Source organism: Pseudomonas sp. 8O, from assembly GCF_902506495.1.
In the GTDB taxonomy this organism is placed as follows: domain Bacteria; phylum Pseudomonadota; class Gammaproteobacteria; order Pseudomonadales; family Pseudomonadaceae; genus Aquipseudomonas; species Aquipseudomonas chaetocerotis.
In genome coordinates this window covers 2,262,026-2,283,652 of sequence record NZ_LR733264.1, presented here as the reverse complement: position 1 = coordinate 2,283,652, position 21,627 = coordinate 2,262,026, and the positions used below count along the sequence as shown (strand labels likewise).

At 65.2% G+C, this 21,627-nt stretch carries 19 protein-coding genes; 9 read left to right on the top strand and 10 right to left on the bottom strand.

Annotation, left to right across the window (positions count from 1 at the left end):
• Positions 1 to 2: 2 nt before the first annotated feature.
• Positions 3 to 995, top strand: coding sequence for a sulfate/molybdate ABC transporter ATP-binding protein (locus GV002_RS13335; RefSeq protein ID WP_093051491.1), 993 nt, complete (start codon positions 3 to 5; stop codon positions 993 to 995).
• A 132-nt stretch (positions 996 to 1,127) separates the two neighbouring features.
• Here GV002_RS13335 and GV002_RS13330 read toward each other — a convergent pair whose 3' ends face one another.
• Entirely contained in the window at positions 1,128 to 1,820 is a 693-nt protein-coding gene (locus GV002_RS13330) for an ArsR/SmtB family transcription factor (protein WP_160018810.1), read from the bottom strand.
• 84 nt (positions 1,821 to 1,904) lie between these two features.
• Here GV002_RS13330 and GV002_RS13325 point away from each other — a divergent pair, with 84 nt between their 5' ends.
• Together GV002_RS13325 and GV002_RS13320 are read left to right on the top strand one after the other, a co-directional pair.
• A complete protein-coding gene (locus GV002_RS13325) occupies positions 1,905 to 2,267 on the top strand; it encodes an antibiotic biosynthesis monooxygenase family protein (protein WP_160018936.1) in 363 nt (120 codons plus the stop codon).
• Complete coding sequence (locus GV002_RS13320) at positions 2,260 to 2,997, top strand: sulfite exporter TauE/SafE family protein (protein ID WP_160018809.1); 738 nt, start codon at positions 2,260 to 2,262, stop codon at positions 2,995 to 2,997. The genes GV002_RS13325 and GV002_RS13320 overlap by 8 nt, the downstream gene beginning before the upstream one ends.
• 9 nt (positions 2,998 to 3,006) lie before the next feature.
• Here the strand turns inward: GV002_RS13320 and GV002_RS13315 are convergent, their stop codons facing one another.
• Entirely contained in the window at positions 3,007 to 3,408 is a 402-nt protein-coding gene (locus GV002_RS13315) for a hypothetical protein (RefSeq protein WP_160018808.1), read from the bottom strand.
• 122 nt (positions 3,409 to 3,530) lie between these two features.
• Here GV002_RS13315 and GV002_RS13310 point away from each other — a divergent pair, with 122 nt between their 5' ends.
• Together GV002_RS13310 and GV002_RS13305 are read left to right on the top strand one after the other, a co-directional pair.
• Positions 3,531 to 4,316 (top strand): helix-turn-helix domain-containing protein, encoded by a 786-nt coding sequence (locus tag GV002_RS13310; protein WP_160018807.1) that lies wholly within the window; start codon positions 3,531 to 3,533, stop codon positions 4,314 to 4,316.
• 130 nt (positions 4,317 to 4,446) lie between these two features.
• On the top strand, positions 4,447 to 5,193 hold the full coding sequence (locus tag GV002_RS13305) for a hypothetical protein (RefSeq protein WP_160018806.1): 747 nt from the start codon (positions 4,447 to 4,449) through the stop codon (positions 5,191 to 5,193).
• A gap of 139 nt (positions 5,194 to 5,332) precedes the next feature.
• On the opposite strand, the gene GV002_RS13300 is transcribed toward GV002_RS13305, so the two are convergent.
• The gene (locus tag GV002_RS13300; protein WP_160018805.1) at positions 5,333 to 5,857 is read right to left on the bottom strand and encodes a DUF962 domain-containing protein; all 525 of its coding nucleotides are present in this window, start codon (positions 5,855 to 5,857) and stop codon (positions 5,333 to 5,335) included.
• Between the two features lie 123 nt (positions 5,858 to 5,980).
• Here GV002_RS13300 and GV002_RS13295 point away from each other — a divergent pair, with 123 nt between their 5' ends.
• Together GV002_RS13295 and GV002_RS13290 are read left to right on the top strand one after the other, a co-directional pair.
• Positions 5,981 to 6,664 carry a Crp/Fnr family transcriptional regulator gene (locus GV002_RS13295; RefSeq protein ID WP_160018804.1) on the top strand — a complete coding sequence of 228 codons (684 nt, stop codon included), beginning with the start codon at positions 5,981 to 5,983 and terminating at the stop codon, positions 6,662 to 6,664.
• Between the two features lie 61 nt (positions 6,665 to 6,725).
• The gene (locus tag GV002_RS13290) at positions 6,726 to 8,690 is read left to right on the top strand and encodes an alkaline phosphatase family protein (RefSeq protein ID WP_160018803.1); all 1,965 of its coding nucleotides are present in this window, start codon (positions 6,726 to 6,728) and stop codon (positions 8,688 to 8,690) included.
• A gap of 94 nt (positions 8,691 to 8,784) precedes the next feature.
• Here the strand turns inward: GV002_RS13290 and GV002_RS13285 are convergent, their stop codons facing one another.
• The 6 genes from GV002_RS13285 to GV002_RS13260 form a co-directional block, all read right to left on the bottom strand.
• Positions 8,785 to 10,098 carry an NAD(P)/FAD-dependent oxidoreductase gene (locus GV002_RS13285; RefSeq protein ID WP_160018802.1) on the bottom strand — a complete coding sequence of 438 codons (1,314 nt, stop codon included), beginning with the start codon at positions 10,096 to 10,098 and terminating at the stop codon, positions 8,785 to 8,787.
• Between the two features lie 106 nt (positions 10,099 to 10,204).
• A complete protein-coding gene (locus GV002_RS13280) occupies positions 10,205 to 11,572 on the bottom strand; it encodes a glutamine synthetase family protein (RefSeq protein ID WP_160018801.1) in 1,368 nt (455 codons plus the stop codon).
• 121 nt (positions 11,573 to 11,693) lie between these two features.
• Complete coding sequence (locus tag GV002_RS13275; protein ID WP_160018800.1) at positions 11,694 to 11,873, bottom strand: hypothetical protein; 180 nt, start codon at positions 11,871 to 11,873, stop codon at positions 11,694 to 11,696.
• Positions 11,874 to 12,070: 197 nt separating this feature from the next.
• Entirely contained in the window at positions 12,071 to 13,576 is a 1,506-nt protein-coding gene (locus GV002_RS13270) for a methyl-accepting chemotaxis protein (protein ID WP_160018935.1), read from the bottom strand.
• Between the two features lie 459 nt (positions 13,577 to 14,035).
• Positions 14,036 to 15,112 carry an FAD-dependent oxidoreductase gene (locus GV002_RS13265; protein WP_160018799.1) on the bottom strand — a complete coding sequence of 359 codons (1,077 nt, stop codon included), beginning with the start codon at positions 15,110 to 15,112 and terminating at the stop codon, positions 14,036 to 14,038.
• Positions 15,109 to 16,122: an AraC family transcriptional regulator gene (locus GV002_RS13260; RefSeq protein WP_160018798.1), complete on the bottom strand. Its 1,014-nt coding sequence runs from the start codon at positions 16,120 to 16,122 to the stop codon at positions 15,109 to 15,111. Before GV002_RS13260 ends, GV002_RS13265 begins: the two co-directional genes overlap by 4 nt.
• A gap of 103 nt (positions 16,123 to 16,225) precedes the next feature.
• Between GV002_RS13260 and GV002_RS13255 the strand changes: the two genes are divergently transcribed.
• Both GV002_RS13255 and GV002_RS13250 read left to right on the top strand, forming a co-directional pair.
• Positions 16,226 to 17,284 carry a fatty acid desaturase gene (locus GV002_RS13255; RefSeq protein ID WP_160018797.1) on the top strand — a complete coding sequence of 353 codons (1,059 nt, stop codon included), beginning with the start codon at positions 16,226 to 16,228 and terminating at the stop codon, positions 17,282 to 17,284.
• A 172-nt stretch (positions 17,285 to 17,456) separates the two neighbouring features.
• Positions 17,457 to 20,336, top strand: coding sequence for an EAL domain-containing protein (locus GV002_RS13250; RefSeq protein WP_160018796.1), 2,880 nt, complete (start codon positions 17,457 to 17,459; stop codon positions 20,334 to 20,336).
• On the opposite strand, the gene GV002_RS13245 is transcribed toward GV002_RS13250, so the two are convergent.
• On the bottom strand, positions 20,324 to 21,538 hold the full coding sequence (locus tag GV002_RS13245) for an HDOD domain-containing protein (RefSeq protein WP_160018795.1): 1,215 nt from the start codon (positions 21,536 to 21,538) through the stop codon (positions 20,324 to 20,326). The two genes, GV002_RS13250 and GV002_RS13245, sit on opposite strands and share 13 nt — an antisense overlap.
• Positions 21,539 to 21,627 lie beyond the last annotated feature (89 nt).

The following is a 21,627-nucleotide window of genomic DNA, read 5'->3' as shown; positions in this document are numbered from 1 at the left end:
ACATGAGTATCGAAATCCGTAACGTCAGCAAGAACTTCAATGCGTTCAAGGCGCTGAACGAGATCAATCTGAACATCCAGAGCGGCGAACTGGTCGCCCTGCTCGGCCCGTCCGGCTGTGGCAAGACCACCCTGCTGCGCATCATCGCCGGCCTGGAAACCCCGGACAGCGGCACCATCGAGTTTCACGGCGAGGACGTCTCCAACCACGACGTGCGTGATCGCAATGTCGGCTTCGTGTTCCAGCACTACGCGCTGTTCCGCCACATGACGGTGTTCGACAACGTCGCCTTCGGCCTGCGCATGAAGCCCAAACGCGAGCGCCCGAGCGAAGCGGTGATCCAGCAGAAGGTGCACGAACTGCTCAACCTGGTGCAGCTCGACTGGCTCGGCGATCGCTACCCGGAGCAGCTCTCCGGCGGTCAGCGCCAGCGTATCGCCCTGGCCCGCGCCCTGGCAGTGGAGCCGAAAGTGCTGCTGCTCGACGAACCCTTCGGGGCGCTGGACGCCAAGGTGCGCAAGGAGCTGCGCCGCTGGCTGGCGCGCCTGCACGAGGACGTGCACCTGACCAGCGTATTCGTCACCCACGACCAGGAAGAAGCCATGGAAGTGGCCGACCGCATCGTGGTGATGAACAAGGGTGTGATCGAGCAGATCGGCACGCCGGCCGAAGTCTACGAGTATCCGGCCAGCGATTTCGTCTACCACTTCCTCGGCGACGCCAACCGCCTCTACGTCGGCAATGATCACCACGTGCTGTTCCGCCCGCACGAGGTCGACCTGTCCAGCGAACCGAGCCCGGAACACAAGGCCGGCGAGGTGCGCGACATTCGCCTGCTCGGCGCGATCACCCGCATCACCCTCAAGGTCGAAGGCCAGGACGAGCTGATCGAGGCCGAGGTGGCCAAGGATCACGTCAGCCTGGACAACCTCGCCCGCGGCACCACCCTGTACTTCAAGCCCAAGGGCGGCAAGCCGGTCAGCGCCCAGGTGTAGCTCTTCGTAGGGTAGGCCGGGCGATAGTACGTAGGGTGGGCTTCAGCCCACCGACTACACCGACAGGAGCTCAACCTGTGTTCGGTGGGCTGAAGCGAATCGTCGCCCGGCCCACCCTACGGAGCTGCGAAGCTACGGGGCCGCGATTGCCATGATCGCCCTGCGCCCCTTCGGTGAAACCTGCAGCGCACGCGAATCCGTGCTGCGCCGCAGCCAGCCCTCGCCTTCGCACAGATTCAGCAATGCCGCGCCCAACGCGCCACCGAGATGCGGCTTGCGCTCGCTCCAGTCCGGGCAGGCACAGAGTCGCTGGCGGCGCTGACGGTTGACCTGCTGCAGATCGATCCCCAACGCCTGCAGCCCCTGCTCACCGCTTGCCGTCAACTTCAGCGCACCACCCTCCTCGCTCAGCCAGTCAGCCGCGCGCATGCGCGCGAACACGCCTACCGCCAGTTCTCCGGCCAGATGGTCATAGCAGGTGCGCGCCTCACGCATGGCCTGCGGCGTCCCGCGTGAAGCCGGCACCGCGCGTGGTTGCCGTGGCTGCGCGGCCAGCGCGGCACTGGCCAGGGCCTCGACCAATTGCCCGACTTCCGGCCCGGCCAGGCGGTAATAGCGATTGCGCCCATGGCGTTGCTGCGCCAGCAGGCCGCCTTCTACCAGCTTGGCCAGGTGCGCGCTGGTCGACGACGGCGACAGCCCCGCGAGCAAGGCCAGCTCGCCGGCCGGCCGCGCGCTGCCGTCCATCAGCGCCCAGACCATGCTGGCGCGCCCGGCATCGGCGAGCAGTGCGGCAATCGAGCTGAAACCCGGTGCGTATTCCATAGTTCACCTCATGACGAAACATGGCGTGCAGCAAATGTGGATACTGGCATGCAATTTCAGCCGGAGCCAGCCAGGGAGAAACCGATGCTCGCCGTGATCTTCGAAGTTCAGGCCAAGCCAGGCCTGCAGCAGGACTATCTCGACCTCGCCGGTGAGTTGCGCCCGCTGCTCGCCGAGCAGCCGGGTTTCATCTCCATCGAACGCTTCCAGAGCCTGACCCAGCCGGGGAAGATCCTGTCGCTGTCGTTCTGGCAGGACGAAGCCGCGATCCAGGCCTGGCGCCAGCGCGATGAACACCGACGCGCACAGACGGCAGGACGCGAGGAGGTCTTCAGTCACTATCGCCTGCGCGTGGCCCAGGTGCTGCGCGACTACGGCATGCACGAGCGCGAACAGGCGCCAGCCGACAGCCGCGCGATCCACGAGCAGGGGCAACGCGATGACTGAGCACCTGCCGCTGATCCTCGCCACCTTCCTGCTCGCCGGCATGGTCAAGGGTGTGGTCGGCCTTGGTCTGCCGACCATCGCCGTTGGTCTGCTCGGTCTGGTGATGGCGCCACTGCAGGCCGCCGCGCTGCTGATCATCCCGTCGATGGTGACCAACATCTGGCAGTTGTGCGACGGTCGCAGCCCGCTGCCGATGCTGCGCCGGCTATGGCCGATGCTGCTGGGAATCCTGTGCGGCACGCTGCTGGTGGCCGCCCTGCTGCAGAGCCTCGACCTGCCCGGCGCCACCCGCTGGCTGGGCGTCGCGCTGGTGATCTACGCAGTGCTTGGCCTGGCCAAGGTGCACTTTCGCGTGGAGCGGGCCAAGGAAGGCTGGCTGAGCCCGGTGATCGGAGCGATCACCGGTGCGATCACCGCAGTTACCGGTGTATTCGTGATTCCCGCCGTGCCTTACCTGCAGGCCATCGGCCTGGAGAAGGACGATCTGGTTCAGGCCCTGGGGTTGTCCTTCAGCGTCTCCACCCTGGCTTTGGCGGCAGCGCTCGGTCACAGCGGTGAACTGCTGCAACCGGCGGTGCTGGGTGTATCGGCCCTCGCCCTGCTGCCCGCACTGCTGGGCATGGCCGGCGGCCAGTGGCTGCGCAAACGCATCAGCGCGGAGCGCTTCAAACGCTGGTTCTTCATCGGCCTGTTGCTGCTTGGGGCAGAACTGGCACTGCGCGGTTTCTGAACCTGACCATCAAATGGCGGCAGCCTGCGAGTGCTTGAGGCCGAACCATTGCAACTCGGCCAGCAGCGCCACCGCCAGCGCCTGGCCGATGATGAAGGCGTAGCCGAACAGGTTCGGCGACACCCAGCCGATCACCAGTACCAGCAGGCTGTCGATCACCCACAGCGCGTTGACCGCGATCACCGCCCAGATGGCCTGGCGGCTGATTTCGGCGCGGTTGGATAACCACACCAGCAGCGCCGCGAAGGGCAGCAGCGCGCTCCCTGCGACCAGTAACAGCAAGCGTGGCAATTCGAGGAAGGCGCCCAGCCAGCCGGCCGCCAGGACCAGTAGCAGGCCGGTGACGCCGCTGAGCAGACCATCGAGCAAGAGAGCATTGCGCAGCATCGGGGTGGGTTGCAGTGCGTTCATGATGAATCCTCCATAGGGACACCGGGGTGGTGCCTGGCCTACAGATTTCGCCGAAACGCGCGGGGCGTCGATTACCTGCCAGGTAATGGCCGGCATGACCTGACTGAACTATCGTGCTGACCATGAACAATACCCAGACCGCCGGCGCCCTGTTGCGCCAATGGCGCCAAAGGCGCCGCCTGAGCCAGCTCGACCTCGCCTGCGAGGCGGAGATCTCCACCCGCCACCTGAGCTTCGTCGAAACCGGACGCGCCCAACCCAGCCGCGAAATGCTGCTGCACCTGGCCGAGCAACTGGAGATTCCCCTGCGCGAGCGCAATCGTCTGCTTAGCGCAGCCGGTTTCGCCCCGCTGTACAGCCAGTACGAGCTAAGCGACCCGGCGCTGGCTCCAGCCCGCCAGGCCATCGAACAGTTGCTCAAGGCCCATGAACCCTATCCGGCGCTGGCCATCGACCGGCAGTGGAATTTGCTGGCAGCCAACGCCTCGGTCGGCCCCTTCCTCGCCGGCATGCCGGACTTTCTGCTCGGCCCGCCGCTCAATGTGATGCGCCTGTCGCTACACCCCGAAGGCCTGGCTCCGCGCATCGCCAACCTTGCGCTGTGGCGCGCGCACCTGCTGATGCGCCTGCAGCGTGACGCCGAAATCAGCGGCGACGAAGCCCTGTTCAGCCTGCTCGATGAACTGCGCGGCTACCCGGCGCCGGCAGAAGTCCCTGCGCCGCCGAGCGATGCCGTGCTGGTGCCGCTGCAACTGCACAGCGAGCAGGGCGTGCTCAGCCTGATCAGCACCATCACGGTCTTCGGTACACCGAATGACGTGACCCTCGCCGAACTGGCGCTGGAGACCTTCTTCCCCGCCGACGCCTTCACCGCCGACTACCTGCGCAACCTGGCGAAAAGCCCCTGAACGGTAGCGATTTCCGACGAAATCACTCTTTCGGGTCATGCTCCGCGACGCTTGGCGCAGTAGTCTTGGCGCTGCGTCGTTGACGCTGCCAATGCATACCTGCTCAAAACAATAACAAGGAGCACCCCGGATGCGCTGTAAAGCACTGTTGCGTCATGCTTTTCTCTGGTCGCTCGGACTCTTCGTCGGGCTCTCGCCAGTGGCCTTCGCCGAGGCCGTCAGCCCGCAGGAACAGATTCAGGTACACGCCAGCCGCGCCACCAGCAGCCTGATGCTGTTACGTGGCGAAGGTTTCCAGAAGACCCATCAGCAGCGCCTGGAAGCCGACCTCGCCGCGCTGGCCGGCGCCATGCAGAGCCTGCCACAGGGCAGCGCCGCACTCACCAGCGCCCATCAGGCCCTCGTTACCCAATTGCGCAACGGTGTTTCCTATGGCCCCGGTGACGAGAACGTACCCTGGCGCTTTCCCGAAGACCTCAGCCGCGCCCTGCGCGACTTCCTCGGCGCGGCTCGCGCACTACCGGGCGCCGAAGGCCAGAGCGAGCTGGCGGCAAAGGTCGAGTACCTCTGTGTGCAATACCTCAGCCGCTCCTACCTGGGCACCTTCGAGATCGCCCGCGAGCAACCCGGCACCTACCTCGGTCAGGACGAACGCCTGCTGCTGCCCGCCATCGACAGCGAGCTGCAGGCAATCGAGGATCAATCCGACCCGCAGGTGACCAAGCTGCAGACGCGCTGGAGTTACCTGCGTGCCGCGCTGGCCGACATGAACAGCCAGAGCAACACCCTGCAGAGCGTCTCCGGCCGTCCCTTCGCGCCCATTACCGTGGATCGTCACGCACGCTCGATGACGGCGCAGTGGATGGAGATGTTCTAGCCCCGCGACCGTACGAAGCAATCGTAGGAGCCGGCTTGCTGGCGATGCTCTTCGTCAGCAGGGCTGATGATCATCACCTCGCCGGATCGCCAGCAAGCTGGCTCCTACATGCGTTCCGGCCTACGTTTAACTGACCGGCTCAGGCCAGCACCTTCTTCTCGCGGATGCAGGTCGGGCCGGCGATCTCCACCACGGCATGTTCGACTTCCTTGCGCAGGCCGAGCAGGAAAGCCAGTTCAGCGACCACGAACAGCGGGCCGATCACCAGTCCCATGACGTCATCGACGAAGGCCGGCTTGCGTCCTTCGTAGTAATGACCGATGAACTGGATGACCCAGCCGACCACGAACAGGCCAATGCCTGCCGTCAGCCACAGGGCAGTGGAAGCGACCGCCAGGCTGGCACCGGCCCACAGGCACAGCCCCAGTAGCACGGCCATAAGCAGGCCGAAACGGGTGTCCAGACGCAGGTAGAACCACGCCGACGCCAGCGCCACCAGCGTGGCAGGCGCCAGCCACAGGCCGGCGAGATGGAAACCTGGCCGCGACAGCAGCACGGCGACGGCCAGCACGATCATCGGGATGCCGAGGAAGTGGCTGGCGATATTGCGCCGGTCGCGATGGTAGGCGGCATATTGCGCCAGGTGATCGACGAGGGTTTTCATTATTATCGTCCTCAGGTGTGAAACGGGCCCGTACATGATCCCCCCACCTTGGCTAGTCGCACTGTCGGCTAGCCGACAATGGCAGGGATGGCCGCACCGCCGCGCAACCTCACAGGAGCCGCAATGCCCGATCCCCGTCATTACTTCAGCCAGCTGAACCAGGGTCACTGGTTCGCCGCATTGCCCACAGCGCTAAGCCAGAGCCTGTTGGAAATGGCCCAGGTGCAACGCCTGGATGCCGGCCAGCGGCTGTTTCGCCGTGGCGAAAAACCCAGCGGCCTGTATGCGGTAGTCGAAGGTGCAGTGCGCATCGGTGCGGTCAGCGAAAACGGCAAGGAGGCATTGCTGACCCTGGTCGAGCCGCCCTACTGGTTCGGCGAAATTTCCCTGTTCGATGGCCTGCCGCGCACCCACGATGCCTTCGCCGAAAGCGCCAGCACCCTGCTGCTGCTGCCCCAGCACGACCTGCTCGCGCTGCTCGAACGCGAGCCGCAGTACTGGCGCGACTTCGCCCTGCTGATGAGCCACAAGCTGCGCCTGGCCTTCCTCACCCTGGAAGACATGAGCCTGCTACCCGCCGCGCCGCGCCTGGCCCGACGGCTGCTGCTGATCGCTGAGAACTACGGTGAAAGCGAACCGCGCCGGATTCTGCACCTGGCCCAGGAACAGCTGGCGCTGATGCTCTCGCTGTCACGCCAGACCACCAACCAGATCCTCAAGGAGTTGCAGGCGCAGGGCGTGGTGCAGCTCACCTATGGCGAGATCGAAATTCTCGATTTCGAACGTCTGCGCCAGCTGGCCTCCTGAACCGCTGGCGTCCTGCCACTGTCCAACCCCTGTCGTTTTTCTTGCAGGAAGTACCGCACCGATGCCAGACAATGCCCCCGCTCCGCTGCCTGATGTGCTCGCCGGCCCGCTGCTGCGCCGCCTGGAGCCCGGCCGCCTGGTGCTGTGGCTGGTGGCCAGCCGTGAACTGAGCCTGCAACTGTGGCTGCAACCCGAGGGTCAGGCGCAGCAGACGCATGCGCTGGACGAACACTGCCAGCAACTGCCGCTGGGCCAGCACGCCGTGCTACACCTGATCGACCTGCCCCTTACGCAGGTGCTGCCGCAAGATATACGCATCGCCTATAACCTGCAGATCCTCGACGACGATGCTCCGCAAGGCATGCGCGATTGGGCGCCGCACCTGCTTTACGACGGCGTCGAGCATGCCGATTTCGTCCTGCGCTCACGTGTCGACCACCTGCTCCACGGCTCCTGCCGCAAGCCGCACCATGCGGCTGATGACGGCCTGCTCTGCGCCGACCGCCTGCTGGCAAGTCAGCCCGAAGCCAAGCAGCGCCCGGCGCTGTTGCTGATGAGCGGTGATCAGGTCTATGTCGACGATGTCGCCGGCCCAATGCTGTGCGCCATCCACCAGTTGATCGCCCGCCTCGGCCTGTTCGACGAGTTTCTCGACGGTGCCGTGGTCGAGGACAGCCAGGCGCTCTACGCCAACCCGGTCGGCTACTACCAACGCGCCAACCTGCTGCCAGCGGTGAAGAGCAACCAGACCCTGCGCGACAAGTTCTTTGGCGGCGTGGAGAAGCCGGTCTTCACCAGCAGCAGTGCCGACAATCATCTGGTGACCTTCGCCGAGATGATCGCCATGTACCTGCTGGTCTGGTCGCCGCTGCCCTGGACGCTGATCAGCGAAGAGCAGCCGCCGCTGGACGAGGAACAGCAGCAGCGTTACACCCGCGAGCGCGAACGCATCGAGGCCTTCCGCCAGACCCTCGGCCAGGCTGCGCGGGTGTTCGCCCACCTGCCGACGCTGATGATCTTCGACGACCACGATGTCACCGATGACTGGAACCTCTCCGCGCGCTGGGAGCAGACCGCTTACGGTCATCCGTTCTCCAAGCGGATCATCGGCAACGCCCTGCTCGCCTATCTGTTGTGCCAGGGCTGGGGCAACAACCCGGACGTATTCGATGAGCCGCTGCAGGCCTTTGCCGAACTGCTGCAGCAGCGCCAGGACAATCACTTGCAGTCCAAGACGCAGGACGCGCTGATCGACCAGTTACAGGCTTTCGAACAGTGGCACTACGTGCTGCCGACCACGCCGGCGCTACTGGTGCTGGATACCCGCACGCGCCGCTGGCGCAGTGAAGGGCACCTGTCGAAACCCTCGGGGCTGATGGACTGGGAAGCGCTGTGCGACTTCCAGCAGGCGCTGCTCGATCACCCCAGCTGCATCATCGTCTCGCCGGCACCGATGTTCGGCGTGAAGCTGATCGAGGGCATTCAGAAACTGTTCACCCTCGCCGGCCACCCTCTGATGGTCGACGCAGAAAACTGGATGGCCCACCGCGGCGCGGCCAGCGTGATGATGAACATCTTCCGCCATTCGCGTACGCCGGGGGATTTCGTCATCCTCTCCGGCGATGTGCATTACTCCTTCGTCTACCGCGTGAACATCCGTCATCACCGCGCCAGCCCGACCATCTGGCAGATCACCAGCAGTGGCATCAAGAACGAATTTCCAGCTGACCTGCTGGACTGGTTCGACCGCCTCAATCGCTGGCTCTACGCGCCCTGGTCGCCGCTCAACTGGCTGACCAAGCGCCGCCGTATGCGCGTCACCCCACTGATCCCCGACCGCAGCCGCTCGGGCGAACGCCTGTGGAACAGCGCAGGCCTCGGCCAGGTGTTCTTCGACGAACAGGGCCGACCCAAGCGCATCCTCCAGCTCAACGCCGACGGTTCACGGCCAGTGACATTCACCAACGAGCGCGAGGAGCGGCCGTCGGCAGCCGTTACGCCTCGGCGGAGCAAAGCTGCTCCGTAGCGCCTCAAGATGGATTGAGTGCAGCGATACCCATCGGCCATATCCCACGTATCGCTACACTCGCCCCAGGCCACGTACTGACATACTCCCTCTGTCAGCGCAGCTTCTCGAGCATCTGGTAGTACCACATGCCCGCCGCCAGCATCGGATTGCCGAGCTGGTCGCCCAGCGGCACCTTGATGTGCTTGCAGGCGGCAAAGGTGTCGTATTGCTCCAGATCGCCAGTGATCGCCTTGGCCATGATCTCGCCCATGATGTGGGTGGTGGCGATACCGTGGCCGGAGTAGCCCTGGCAGTACCAGACGTTGGACGAGAGCTTGCCCAGCTGCGGGATGCGGTTCATCACGATGCCCATGGCGCAGCTCCACTGGTAGTCGATCTGCACGCCCTTGAGTTGCGGGAAGGTGCTCTCGATGCACGGACGCAGCTCGCCGGCGATATCGCGCGAATCACGTCCGGAGTAGTTGCAACCACCGCCGAACAACAAGCGGCCATCGGCGGTCATGCGGTAGTAGTCGAGCACGAAGCGGCAGTCGTACACCGCCAGGTCCTGCGGGTTGATTTCCTTGGCCAGCTCGCCCAGCGGCGCGGTAGTAACGATGCCGCCCATGGCCGGGAAGATCAGGCCCTTGAGCGTGCGCCGTTCGAGCTTGTGATAGACGTCGCCGGCCAGCAGTACCTGCTTGGCCTCGATGCGTCCGCCCGTGGTGACCACTGCCGGACGCGGGCCGTGGACGATATCCAGCACCTCGGAATGTTCGAAGATCAGCGCGCCGAGGCTCTCGGCGGCCTTGGCCTCGCCGATGCACAGGTTGAGCGGGTGCAGGTGCATGTTGCGGGTGTTCTTCAGGGCGCCGCAATACAGATCGCTGCTGAGCTGGGAACGTACACCGGCGGCGTCGAGCAGGGTGACATCCTCGCCCATGCCACGGCGCAACGCCTCGTCGTAGGTCGCCTTGAGCTCGTCCATATGGCTGGCTTTCATCGCGGTATGCAGATGGCCGTGTTTGAGGTCGCAGTCGATGCCGTATTTGGTCACGCGGTTCTTGATGATCTCGTGACCGCGCCAGCGCAGGTGCCAGATGAAGTCGTCCACCTCATCGCCCAGCGTGTTGCGCATCTGCTTGCGCATGGCCTCGTCGCCAGAGAGGCTGCCGGTGACCTGACCGCCGTTGCGCCCACTGGCGCCCCAACCGACCTTGTTGGTTTCCACCACGGCCACCTTGAGGCCACGCTCGGCCAGCTCGACTGCCGTGGCGATGCCGGTGAAACCGCCACCGATGATGGCCACGTCAACGGTCACGCTGCCCTGCAGCGTCGGGTAGTCGGTCTCGAAATTGAGCGAGGCCGAGTAGTAGGAAGGCGCGCGCTCGGCGGCGGGTTTGACAGCTTGGTTGATCGCGTTCATTGCATGTCCTTGAGGTGCGTTCGCACCGATGAATCTTGGATCGCGGCTGAAGCCGCTCCTACCATGCTTAACCCGTAGGAGCGGCTTCAGCCGCGATGCTGTTTAGTCAGGCATTACTCAAATACCAGCGCCAGTCCTGCTCACCGACCTCGCCCATGAACTGGCGATACTCGGCACGCTTGACCGCGAGAAAGACCTTGAGAAAGTCCGCGCCAAAGGCATCGCGCGCCCAGCTGGAGCGCTCCAGTGCCTGGATCGAAGCCAGCCACTCGGTCGGCAACAGGGTCTTGGCCTGGGCATAGCCATTGCCTTCCACCGGCGCGCCGGGGTCGAGGCGATCAGCAATGCCACGGTGAATCCCGGCGAGAATCGCCGCCGCAGCGAGATAGGGGTTGGCGTCGGCGCCGCAGATACGGTGCTCGACATGCCGGGTGTTTGCCGGGCCGCCGGGCACGCGCAGGCTGACGGTGCGGTTGTCCACGCCCCAGGTCGGTGCCAGCGGTGCGTAGCTGTTGGCCTGAAAACGCCGGTAGGAATTGGCGTTGGGGCAGAACAGCAGCAACGAGTCGAGCAGACTGGCGAGCATGCCGCCGACGGCCTGGCGCAGCAGCGGCGTGCCGGCGGGATCGATGCTGGCGAACAGGTTGGTGCCCTGTGCATCGGCCAGGCTGACATGCATGTGCATGCCGGTACCGGCCAGATCATCGAAGGGCTTGGCCATGAAGCAGGCCTGCATCCCATGGCGGTGCGCCACGCCCTTGACCAGGCGCTTGTAGCGCACCGCTTGATCCATAGCCGCCAGCACCGGGCCATGTTCCAGGGTGATTTCCACTTGGCCGGGGGCGTACTCGGAAATCGCCGTGCGCGCGGGAATGCCCTGCGCCTTGCACGCGGCATAGAGATCACGCAGGAAGGGTTCGATCTGTTCCAGCTCGCGCAGGCCGTAGACCTGGGTCTGCCGTGGGCGGCCGCCGTCGGCATCCAGCGCCGGCTGCGGTCGGCCCTGGGCATCACGTTTCTGGTCGAGCAGGTAGAACTCCAGTTCGCAGGCCATCACCGGGTAATACCCCTCGGCTTCGAGCTGCTCGATCACCCGGATCAGCAGTTGGCGTGGATCGGCCGGCGTGGCCGGCAGACCTTCGGTCGGGTGCATCGACACCTGCACGGCGGCGGTGGGCATCTGTCGCCAGGGCAGGCGCACCAGGCTGCCGGGCAGCGGATAGGCGCGGCAGTCGATATCGCCCACCTCCCAGACCAGACCGGAATCCTCGACATCCTCGCCCTGGATGGACAGCCCGAGCATGGTGCTCGGCAACGGTCGGCCGCTCTGGTACAGCGCCAGCAGCTCCTCGCGGTGCAGCAGCTTGCCGCGCGGCACGCCATTGGCGTCGAGGATGAACAGCTCGATCAGCTCGATATCGGGATTGCTGGCCAGGAAATCCTGGGCTTCCTGCACAGCAGCGAAAGTCGTCATATCGCACTCGCTTGCGCCAGTTGGGCGCTCGGTGTCTGCACGGCCCGTTCGATTCTTGAACAGGTTGCACAGGCAGACAAGGTGATAGCAGCGGCTGCGGGCATGGCGCAGCCATCGATATTCAGCGGGTGGGGACGGCGTCCGGCGGGCGAGCGTGGCGGCAGTGCCACAGCGCCCAGAAGGCGAGGATGATGGTCAGCAGCGGGTTGAGCCGCTCCAACAAGCGCCGCCGCGCAGGAGCGCGGTACAGCGGAACATGGACTTGGCAGGCCGGGAAGATCATGGCTTGGCAGCGTCGCACAGGGTTTGACGTGCGTTAAATCGGGTTTTTCATACGCTTGGTTATGAGTCAGCTAAACAATCCCATCGTTTCACCCACACCGCCCCGTAGGGTGCGCCGTGCGCACCAGGGCCCCCGCATCCGAGGTAAAGACGGTGCGCGCAGCGCACCAGCCTTCAAACCACCGTTACCCGTAAGACAAATAGCGCCGCGCGCCATTAAGGCTCCGGCCGATAGCCCAGACGCAAACCGCCCCAATGCTTGCCCTGCACCATGATCGGCACCGACAGGTCGTGCATCAGCTCGCCGGTATCACGCATGTAGGTCTGCAGTAGCAGTGCCTGCCTGTGGCTACCGCAGCGGATGCCGGTGCGGTCGTTGAACAGGCGCTTGCCACGGCTGCGGGTGGCGTCGACTGCCGGATCGCCGCTCGGCGGGTGGTTGAATGCGGCGTTATGGGTCGGCACATAGCCTTCCGGGGTGGTGGAAATGGCGAACACCAGCCCTTCATGGCGCTTGAGCAGCGGCTCCTGCAGCGCCGGCAGCACCTGGTCGGCATACTGATCGAAGCGCGTGCGGTACTTCTGCGGCTGGGTGCCGGCAATCGGTTGGTAGCGACGGTCGAACAGATCGTCGAGGCCGATGCGTCCGGCCTGCAGGTCCTGCTCGAACTGCGCCGCGATGGCAGCGGCGCCTTCACGGGCCAGGTCATAGGCACGCTGATGGTAATCATCCAGACCCACCTCGGCGAGTTGCTCGCTGACCGTTTCGGCCTGGCCTACCAACTGTTCGGCTGCGTCTGCCAGTTGCCGCGTCTGCCCTTCGCTGCCTTGCACGTCGTCCTGCAATTGCAGTGCAGCAGCCGACAGGCTGGCCAGGCGCTGGTGATTGTCCGCCGTGCCGGCGCTGATCTGCGCCACCTGCTGCTCGACCTCCTCGGCCTGGTCGGCGATGCCGTGCAGGCGGCTGCCGGCTGTCTCTATCTGCTGCGCAGCCTGTTCCAGCTCGACGCTCTGACGCTGGATATGAGCGACCACCGCAGCGCTCTGCTGGCGGATGTCGGCGACCATCTGGCTGACTTCTTCGGTGGCGCTGGCGGTACGCGCGGCAAGGTTGCGCACCTCGTCGGCGACCACGGCAAAACCACGCCCCATCTCACCGGCGCGGGCGGCCTCGATGGCCGCGTTGAGCGCCAGCAGATTGGTCTGGCTGGCGATGGAATGGATCACCTGGGTGACCTGCTCGATCTGTTCGGTACGGCTACCGAGACCATCGATAAGCTCACGGCTGGCCAGGGTCTGCGCACTGAGTTGCTGCATGCGCGCGATGGCCTGGTTGAGCTCGGCCTGACCGTTGGCGCTGGCATCGCGCACATGCCGGGCCGCGGCCAGGGTCTGCTCGGCGCGGGCGGCGCTGTCCTGCTCGGTGTGCGTGATGGCCTCGGCGGCCTGGCTGACCTGCTGCACCGCCGTCAGCTGCGATTGCAGGCGACCGGCCAGATGCTTGACCGCATGGGCCACCTTGGCTGCGGACAGCGCGTTGTGGCAGGTGTGGCGCGATAGCCCGCGGCTGAGCTCGACGAAGTCAGTGCTGGCGACCTGCTGCGCGGCGGGCGAAGCATCGTCGCGACGCTGCCATGGTCCCAGCCAGGGCCACAGCGCCAGCAGCAGGAAAGACAACACGCTGACATAGGACGGTAGCTGCACCTGCTGGTAGACCAGCATCAATGCAGCCAACCCCAGGGCATGGAGGAGACAGGCAACGGGTGAACGGACAAAGGCAGCTTGCATGACCGACCTCAGAGTTCTTGTTCTGGTGCGCGGCGAGGCGCTGTAGGCGGACGGGGTCACGGCGGGTCTCTCCTTGAATATCCCACGCAACCTGGGCAGCAGGTTACGTGTACGACAGGCCCGACGAAAAATTATGTGTATGCAGGCCGGGCACGATGACCGGGATTCGAGCAGCTTGGAAGCACCAGCACCATAAAACTTTGGTAGCAACCTGCCATGAATTTAGGCAGTGTCCCGGCAGGCTCAACAAGGCTTCCCCCGCACCAGGGCGCAGCGCCTACACACTCGCTGTATCGACACTTAACTCAGTGGCATTAGCAGGCGGTTGAAAAACCACCTCGGCTTTGGCCTCCCGCCCCCATGCAGTCGTAACCCGGGCTTTTCAGACGCCTGCTACCCCACCATGCGATGGCGTTTGACGAAGCGCCGGTCCAGCCAGTCCTTGCAGTGCCCGTACAGCTGCCCGCCCGCACTCCAGTCGTGCCAACCGAGCAGCGCACCGCCATCGCCAGTGGCGAGCAGGGCCAGGCTCTGCCATTGCGGCCGATACTGGCGCAGCGGACGCCCCTGCAGCGCGGCCTGCAAATTGGCGCTGAGTACCGGAGCCTGACGCACGGCAAAACGCCCGCTGCGGCGCATGCCGTCGAGGCTGGCGCTGTCACCGACGGCAAAGATCTGCGCGTGGGACTCGCACTGCAGGGTCGGGCGAATGGCGATGAATCCGGCCGCGTCGGTGGCCAGTTGGCTCGACGTCAGCCATGGCCAGGGACGCGCACCGCTGGCCAGCAGCAGGCGCCGCCCGCGCCATACCGGCTCGTCACCGCTGAGCAGCCAGTCATCCTCGATACGGCCGATCGGGCAATGCTCACGCACCTGCACACCACGCTGACGCAGATGGCCCAGTGCGCGCAGCCTTAGCCCCGGCCCCAGCCCATCGAGCAAGGTTCCGCCACAGAACAGCGCCAACGCCGGTACCTTGTCGGCCAGCGCCAGGGCCAGCTCCACACCTCCGGCTCCACCACCGAGAATCGCCATGCGTCGTGGCTCGGCCTGCCATTGCTGCCAGCCTTCGAGCATCCGTTCGATGGGCCTGGCGGCCAACACCTGCATCCCTTCGCCCTGTTGGGGTGGAATGGCCATACCGGCACCGACATTGAGCGACAGCCACTCGCTCTGCAGGCTACGGCCATCCGCGAGTTGCATGATGCGCGCATCGGCATCGAGCGAGGCGATCTCGCCCTCGATCAGCTCGACCTTGGCCGCACGGCACAACGGCTGCAGCTCCACACGGCAGTCTGCCGGGCTGAAACGGCCGCTGATCAGCCCTGGCAACATGCCGGCGTACCAGGCTTCCGGGCCAGGGCTGAGCAAGCCGATACGGCCTGGCGGACGCTCCACCAGCGCCCAGCGGCGCAACACACCAAGATGGGCGTGGCCGGCCCCGGCCAGGATCAGGTCGTACTGGGTCATACGTTGTTGCATCCGTCGCGGTACTGGCTCGGCGTCTGCCCGGTCCAGCGTTTGAAGGCTCGGGCGAAGCTGCTGCTATCGCTGAAGCCGAGCAGATAGGCAATTTCACTGATCGAACAGCGCGGGTCGCGCATGTGCCGCAACGCCAGGGCGTGGCGCGTCTCGCCGAGCAGCGCCTCGTAGCGGGTGCCCTCCTCGGCCAGGTGCCGCTGCAGGCTGCGCAGGCTCAGGTGCAGAGCCTGGGCGATACGCTCGGCGGAGGGCTCGCCATCAGGCAGCTGCAGCTCCAGGCAATTGCGCACCCGCTCGCTGCAGCTGGCTGCCTGCAGTTGCTCCAGGCTGCGTCTGAGCACTGTCTCGTTGTGTTCGGCCAGTTCCGGGTTGCCGTCGTCCAGCCGTTGTTCGAATGCGGCGCGGGGAAAGCGCAGCAGGCTTTCGGCGGCATCGAACTGCAGCGGCGCGCGAAATACCGCCTGCCAGGGCGTCGGGTCGGCTGGCTGCGGGCGCTGCAATTGCACCAGCAGCGGCGAGAACTCCCGGTTCAGGCGATTGCGACAGCTGCGCACGTAGATCGCAGCGAAGGCATCCAGCGCTTCGGGTGCCGGTGCCGGGCTGCCTGGCGGTACGCGAAAACGAAATTCGTAGACGTCTTCCAGCTCGCGCAACTCCAGCTGCAGCGCATCGCTGACCACCCGGTGATAGCGCACGATGCGTTCGAACATCTCGCGCAGGCTGCTGCTGGCGATCAACGCGTAGCCCAGCGCGTGGAAGGTGGTCGGGCTGACGAACTGCGAAGTCTTCAGACCCAGCGCCGGATCACCACTGGCGGCCACCGCCAACTGCCACAGGCGCGTGGTGACCGACAGCGGGCAGCGCGCGTTGGGGTCGTCGAGCACTGTCGGGTCGAGGCCGGCGGCACGGCACAGCGCAGCGCTATCCAGCCCGAGGGCATCGAGCTGCTTGCGCAGAGCGCGGGTCCAGCTGGCCAGTGTGGTGGCTTCGGCAGTCATGCAGATTGGCGTATCCGGTAGGCAGGTTGGCGTGCTCGGTCGGGCACTCTGACGACCGTCACGGCACAGTGAAGTCACAACCCAATAACAAGAGGATGTCGGCATGTCGCCCTCTCCCGCAAGCCTTAATGACCAGCAACGCGCCGCTTGTATCCGTGAACAGGTGATGGCCCACGGCAATGCCCTGCGCCAACGCTACCCGATCCTGCAACATCAGGACGCACTCGGTGCCGGCATCCTGGCCTTCGCCCTGCTCGGCATGCTCGGCTCGGCAGCGTTGTACATCGGTGGCTACCTGGCCTGGTGGGCGTGTCTGCTGCTCAACGCCTTCTTCGCCTCGCTGACTCACGAGCTGGAGCACGACCTGATTCACTCGATGTATTTCCGCAAGCGGCCGCTGCCGCACAACCTGATGCTGGCGCTGGTCTGGCTGGCGCGGCCAAGTACCATCAACCCCTGGGTGCGCCGCCACCTGCACCTGAACCACCACAAGGTGTCCGGCAGCGAAGCCGACATGGAGGAGCGCGCCATCACCAACGGCGAGCCCTGGGGCATCGCTCGCCTGCTGATGGTCGGCGACAACATGATGAGTTCGTTGATTCGCTGGTTGCGGGCGAAGAACCCCGAGCACCGCCGGCTGATCCTCACCCGCACGCTGAAGGTCTACGCGCCGCTGGGGTTGCTCAACTGGGCGACCTGGTACCTGTTCCTCGGCTTCCATCTGCTGGACTGGGCCAGCGCCGCGCTCGGCGCCCCCATCGCCTGGCCGGCCAGCACGCTGAGGGTGATGGAAGTGGTGAACATTGCCGTGGTGGTGCTGGTCGGGCCCAACGTGCTGCGCACCTTCTGTCTGCACTTCGTCAGTTCCAACATGCACTACTACGGCGATGTCGAGCCGGGCAACGTGATCCAGCAGACCCAGGTGCTCAACCCCTGGTGGCTATGGCCACTGCAGGCGTTCTGCTTCAACTTCGGCAGCAGTCATGCGATCCACCATTTCGTGGTCAAGGAGCCTTTCTACATTCGCCAACTGACCGTGCCTTTCGCCCACCGCGTGATGCGCGAGATGGGTGTACGCTTCAACGACTTCGGCACTTTCGCCCGTGCCAATCGCTGGACGCGCCGCCAGAAGGCGGGCGAAGAGCGCACGCAGACTGCCTGACCCAGACTGGAGAGGCGGCGCAGTCAATCGTCACGCCATCCCGACGGATGAGACTCGCAGCGCAATCATCGCGCCAGTAGTCGGCTAGAATGGCTCTGCGCCCGACAGCTCCTCAGACCCGACAGCGTCCACCGGACTTCGGCGCCCTCGTAGTAGCCATGAGGCGCCCAGGATGCTTCGACCGCTTCGCTCACTGATATTGCTGCTTTGCCTGGCCTGCGTCGCGCCGGCCTGGGCGACCAGTGCGTTGCCGCTGCTCAAGCTCAGCGCAGCCGATCTGGCCACGCCGGTGAGCATTGAGCACAGCCTCCTGCTGGAAGACCCCAGCGGCCAGCTGAGCGCCAGCGAGGTGCTGCAGCGCATCGCGCAAGAGGGCCGCCAGGTTCACGGTACCGCTCGCATCGGCTATACACGCAGCGCCTGGTGGCTCGCCGTGCAACTGCAGACGCCGCCAGCCGAACGCCTGCAACTGATCATCGGCCAGACCTTCCTCGATGATCTGGAGGTCTGGCTGTTCGATGGCGAGCAGTCACTCGGCCCGCTGTACAGCGGCGCAAAACGTCCATTCGCCGAACGTGGCGAGCCCTATCCACAGTTTTTGCTCAACCTGCCGCGCCTGGGCGAAGGCCCATACAGCCTGCTGCTGCGCGTACAGAGTCATTCGGCGATCAACCTGCCATTGCAGGTGGTCGGCGCCGAACAGGGCCAACAACTGATCGCCCACAGTTGGCTGCAGAGCGGCCTGCTGATCGGCGCCCTGCTCGCCCTCGCACTGTTCTATCTGGTCAAGTACAGCACCCTGCGCGAAGCGCAGCTGGCCTACTTCAGCCTCACCTCGCTGTGCGTGGCGCTGTACAACATCAGCCTGTACAACATTGCCGGCCTGCTCTGGCCACAGTGGGCGCTGTTGCCCAAATTGCTGGTCAATCTACCCACTGCCGGGATGATGATCTTCAGCTCGCTGTTCATCGCCAGCGCCCTGGGCCTGCAACTCGGACGCCTGCGCTGGCTGCGCAATGTCCTGTTCGCGGCCACCTTGCTGGTCAGTGTCGGCGGCGTCCTCGTCGACCATCCCCACGCCTACCAGACACTCAACCTGCTGACGCTGGCCACCGGGCTGTATCAGTTGCTGCTGATGATCCTCGGCGTCTATCAGCGCCGCCCCTACGCGCCCGGCTACATGCTGTGCTGGAGCGCCGCACTGGTGCTGATGCTGCTGGTGCCGCTGAGCCGCGCCGGACTGATTCCGCTGCCCGCCGGTTTCTACGCGCTTTACGCCTACCTGCCGGCGCTGAGCATGCTGCTGTTCGGTGCCCTGCTCGACAAGCAGCTGGAGCGCGTGCGCCGCGTGCTGCTGAGCAGCCAGGCGCAGGCCATCGACAACCTGGAGCAGTACCAGGCACTGTTTCGCCACAGCGGCGAGGGCATCTTCCGCTGTGACCACGACGGCAGACTGCTGGAAGCCAACCCGAGCCTGGCGCGCCTGCTCGGCAGCGATACACCGGCCGTCCAACTGGTCGGGTTGCCGCTACAGCGACTGCTCGGCGAAACCCAGTGGCGCGAGCTGCAGCAGCAACTCGACACCCAGGCCGGCACGGTCGCCTGCGAATGCCAGCTGTACGACCTGAAACAGCGCCCACTCTGGGTCTACCTGTCGCTGCACCTGCGCCCTCAGCGAGACCGCATCGAAGGCATAGTGGTCGACCTCAGCGAACGCCGCGCGCTCGAGGAACGCCTGCAACAGCTGGCTGCACATGACGCGCTGACCGGCCTGCTCAACCGCCGCGAGCTGGAAAGGCTGCTCTCGGAAACCCTGGGCGGTACCGCCAAGCGCCGCTTCAGCCATCTGCTGCACCTGAGCCTGGACCGCTTCAAGCAGGTCAACGACCTGTGTGGCCACTCCGCCGGTGACCAGTTGCTCAGGCAATTGGCAACCCAGCTCGCGCACCAGTTGCCGCGCCATGCCGAGCTGGCCCGCGTCGGTGGTGACGAGTTCGCCGTACTGCTGCGCGAGGTCGATGACGAGGCCGCCCTCAAGCAGGCCGAGGCCTTGCGCCGGGCGGTCGAACAGTTCGTCTTCACGTGGCAGGGGCGCCCCTTCCGTCTCCACACCAGCATCGGCCTGCTCGCCCTCGGTTCTGGCGTGCGCGACTGGGAGACCGCACTGACCTGGGCCAGCAGCGCCAGCCAACTGGCCAAGCACCAGGGCCGCAACCGCGTGTGCCAGTTCAACCCGGAAGACGGCGCGCTGCTCGAACATCAACGCCAGTTGCAGTGGATTACCCGCCTGCGTGAAGCCTGCGAACGCGGTCATTTCGAGCTGTTCTTCCAACCCGTACAAGCGCTGCAGAGTGCCACCGCCGGCCTGCACTACGAAGTGCTGTTGCGCTACCGCGATCCGCAGAGCGGCGAGTGGATCAGCCCGGCGCAGTTTCTCGATGCAGCGGCGCGCTATGACTTTCTCGGCGCCATCGACCGCTGGGTCGTCCAGCATCTGTGCGCCTGGCTGGCCGCCAACCCACGGCACCTGGCACAACTGGCTCAGGTCAACGTCAACCTCAGCGCCAACTCTCTGCTCGATTCCGACTTCCACCGTTTGCTGCAGGACGAACTGCAGCACCACGGCCTGCCGCCCGGAAAATTCTGCATCGAAGTGACGGAAATGGTCGCCCTCGGTGAGTTGGGCGTCTCCGCCCAGTGGATCGAGGAGCTACGCAGCAAGGGGCTGAAAGTCGCCCTGGACGATTTCGGCAGCGGCTTCGCCTCCTACGCTTATCTGCGTCACTTGCCGCTGGATATCCTCAAGATCGACGGCAGCTTCATCAGCGGTATCGAGAACGACCCGATCAACCAGGCCATGGTCGGCTCGATGCGGCAGATTGCCGGACAATTGGGCCTGCTCACCGTCGCCGAATTCGTCGAGACCCAGGCCAGCCTGGACTGCCTGCGCCGCCTGGGCATCGACTACGCCCAGGGCTACTTCGTTGGACGCCCGCAGCCCTTGCGACTACTGGCCGACGACGCGCGGCGCCACGACACTCAGGAAGCCTGATAGAGCGCCACCGGCACGCGCTCGAGCAGCGCCAGATCCAAACGCAACATGCGCACGCAGCGCGCTTCGACCAGGCTGGCTGGTAGCTCGTTGTTCGGCAGGGCCAGCAACAGACCGGTGAGGTTGAGCACCAGCGCCTCACGCGAGAACACGCCGCTGCCCAGGCCGTAGAGTGCTGCGATCAGCTCTCGCAGGCCGAACGGCAATCGCCAGCGGATACGCAAGGCCGAACCGAAGCTCGCCGAGCGGCACAGCATCGCATCGTCGATCTGCTCATTACTCAGTTCACCACCCGCTTCCTGCCAGTCCTGCAGGCTGCGCAGCAGGGCCAGTTCGCCCAGATTGTGCAGCAGACCGGCGGTGTAGCAGAGCTCGGCGTCCAGCTTCAGTTCGAGCGCCAGCCAGCGCGCCAGCTCGGCGCTGCGTCGCGCCTGCTGCCAGGTATGCGCAGCCAATTCTGCCAGGCGCGGGTCGCGCAACTGTGCATTGCGCTGTAACGCCAGGCCCAGCACCAGATTCAGCGTGCGCGCCACACCTAGGCGATGCAGCGCCTGCGTCAGGGTATGACAAGGCACACCCTGATGCTGCGCGGCGGTGCTGGCGGCAGCAATCAGCAGCGCGGTGATCTGCGGGTCGCTACCGAACACCGCCTCCAGCTCGCCCAGGTCCTGCTCGCCGGCCTGCAATCCCTGACTCACGGCATTGCGTACATCGCTGAGCAGCGGCGCGCCCTGCCCCTCTTCGCGCACCGTATCGAGATAGTCATGCAGCTCGCTGAGCAACAGCGGCTGACGCACCGCCACTGCCGCCGCAGGCGCCGGCAACAACGTGCGCAGACGCTGACGCAGGCTTTCGGCATTGAAGGGCTTGGCCAGATAGGCACTGGGCGCCAGCGGCCGCGCGGCGCGTACGCTACTGGCATCGAGGCGACCACTGATGAGCACGAACGGCAGCGCCGGTGTACGCGGGTGACGACGCAACTGGCGCAGCAGTTCCAGGCCGTCGAGCCCGGGCAACTCGCCATCGGCGATCACCAGATCAGGCAAGCGCCGCTTGCAACGCGCCAGAGCCGCCTGGCCATCGCTGACCTGCAGCACACGGGCATCACCACACACGTCGAGCACCAGTTGCTGCAACAGGTTGGACGTCCAGGGATCCGCCTCGGCAATCAGGACTTCCACACAATGAGCTGAAGCGGTCATGCGAGCCTCTGGGCGAATGACGAACGGAGGATGCCCGAACCCCATGTACCCACATCCACCAAAAAGCTGATGGATGAGTCAGTTCCACG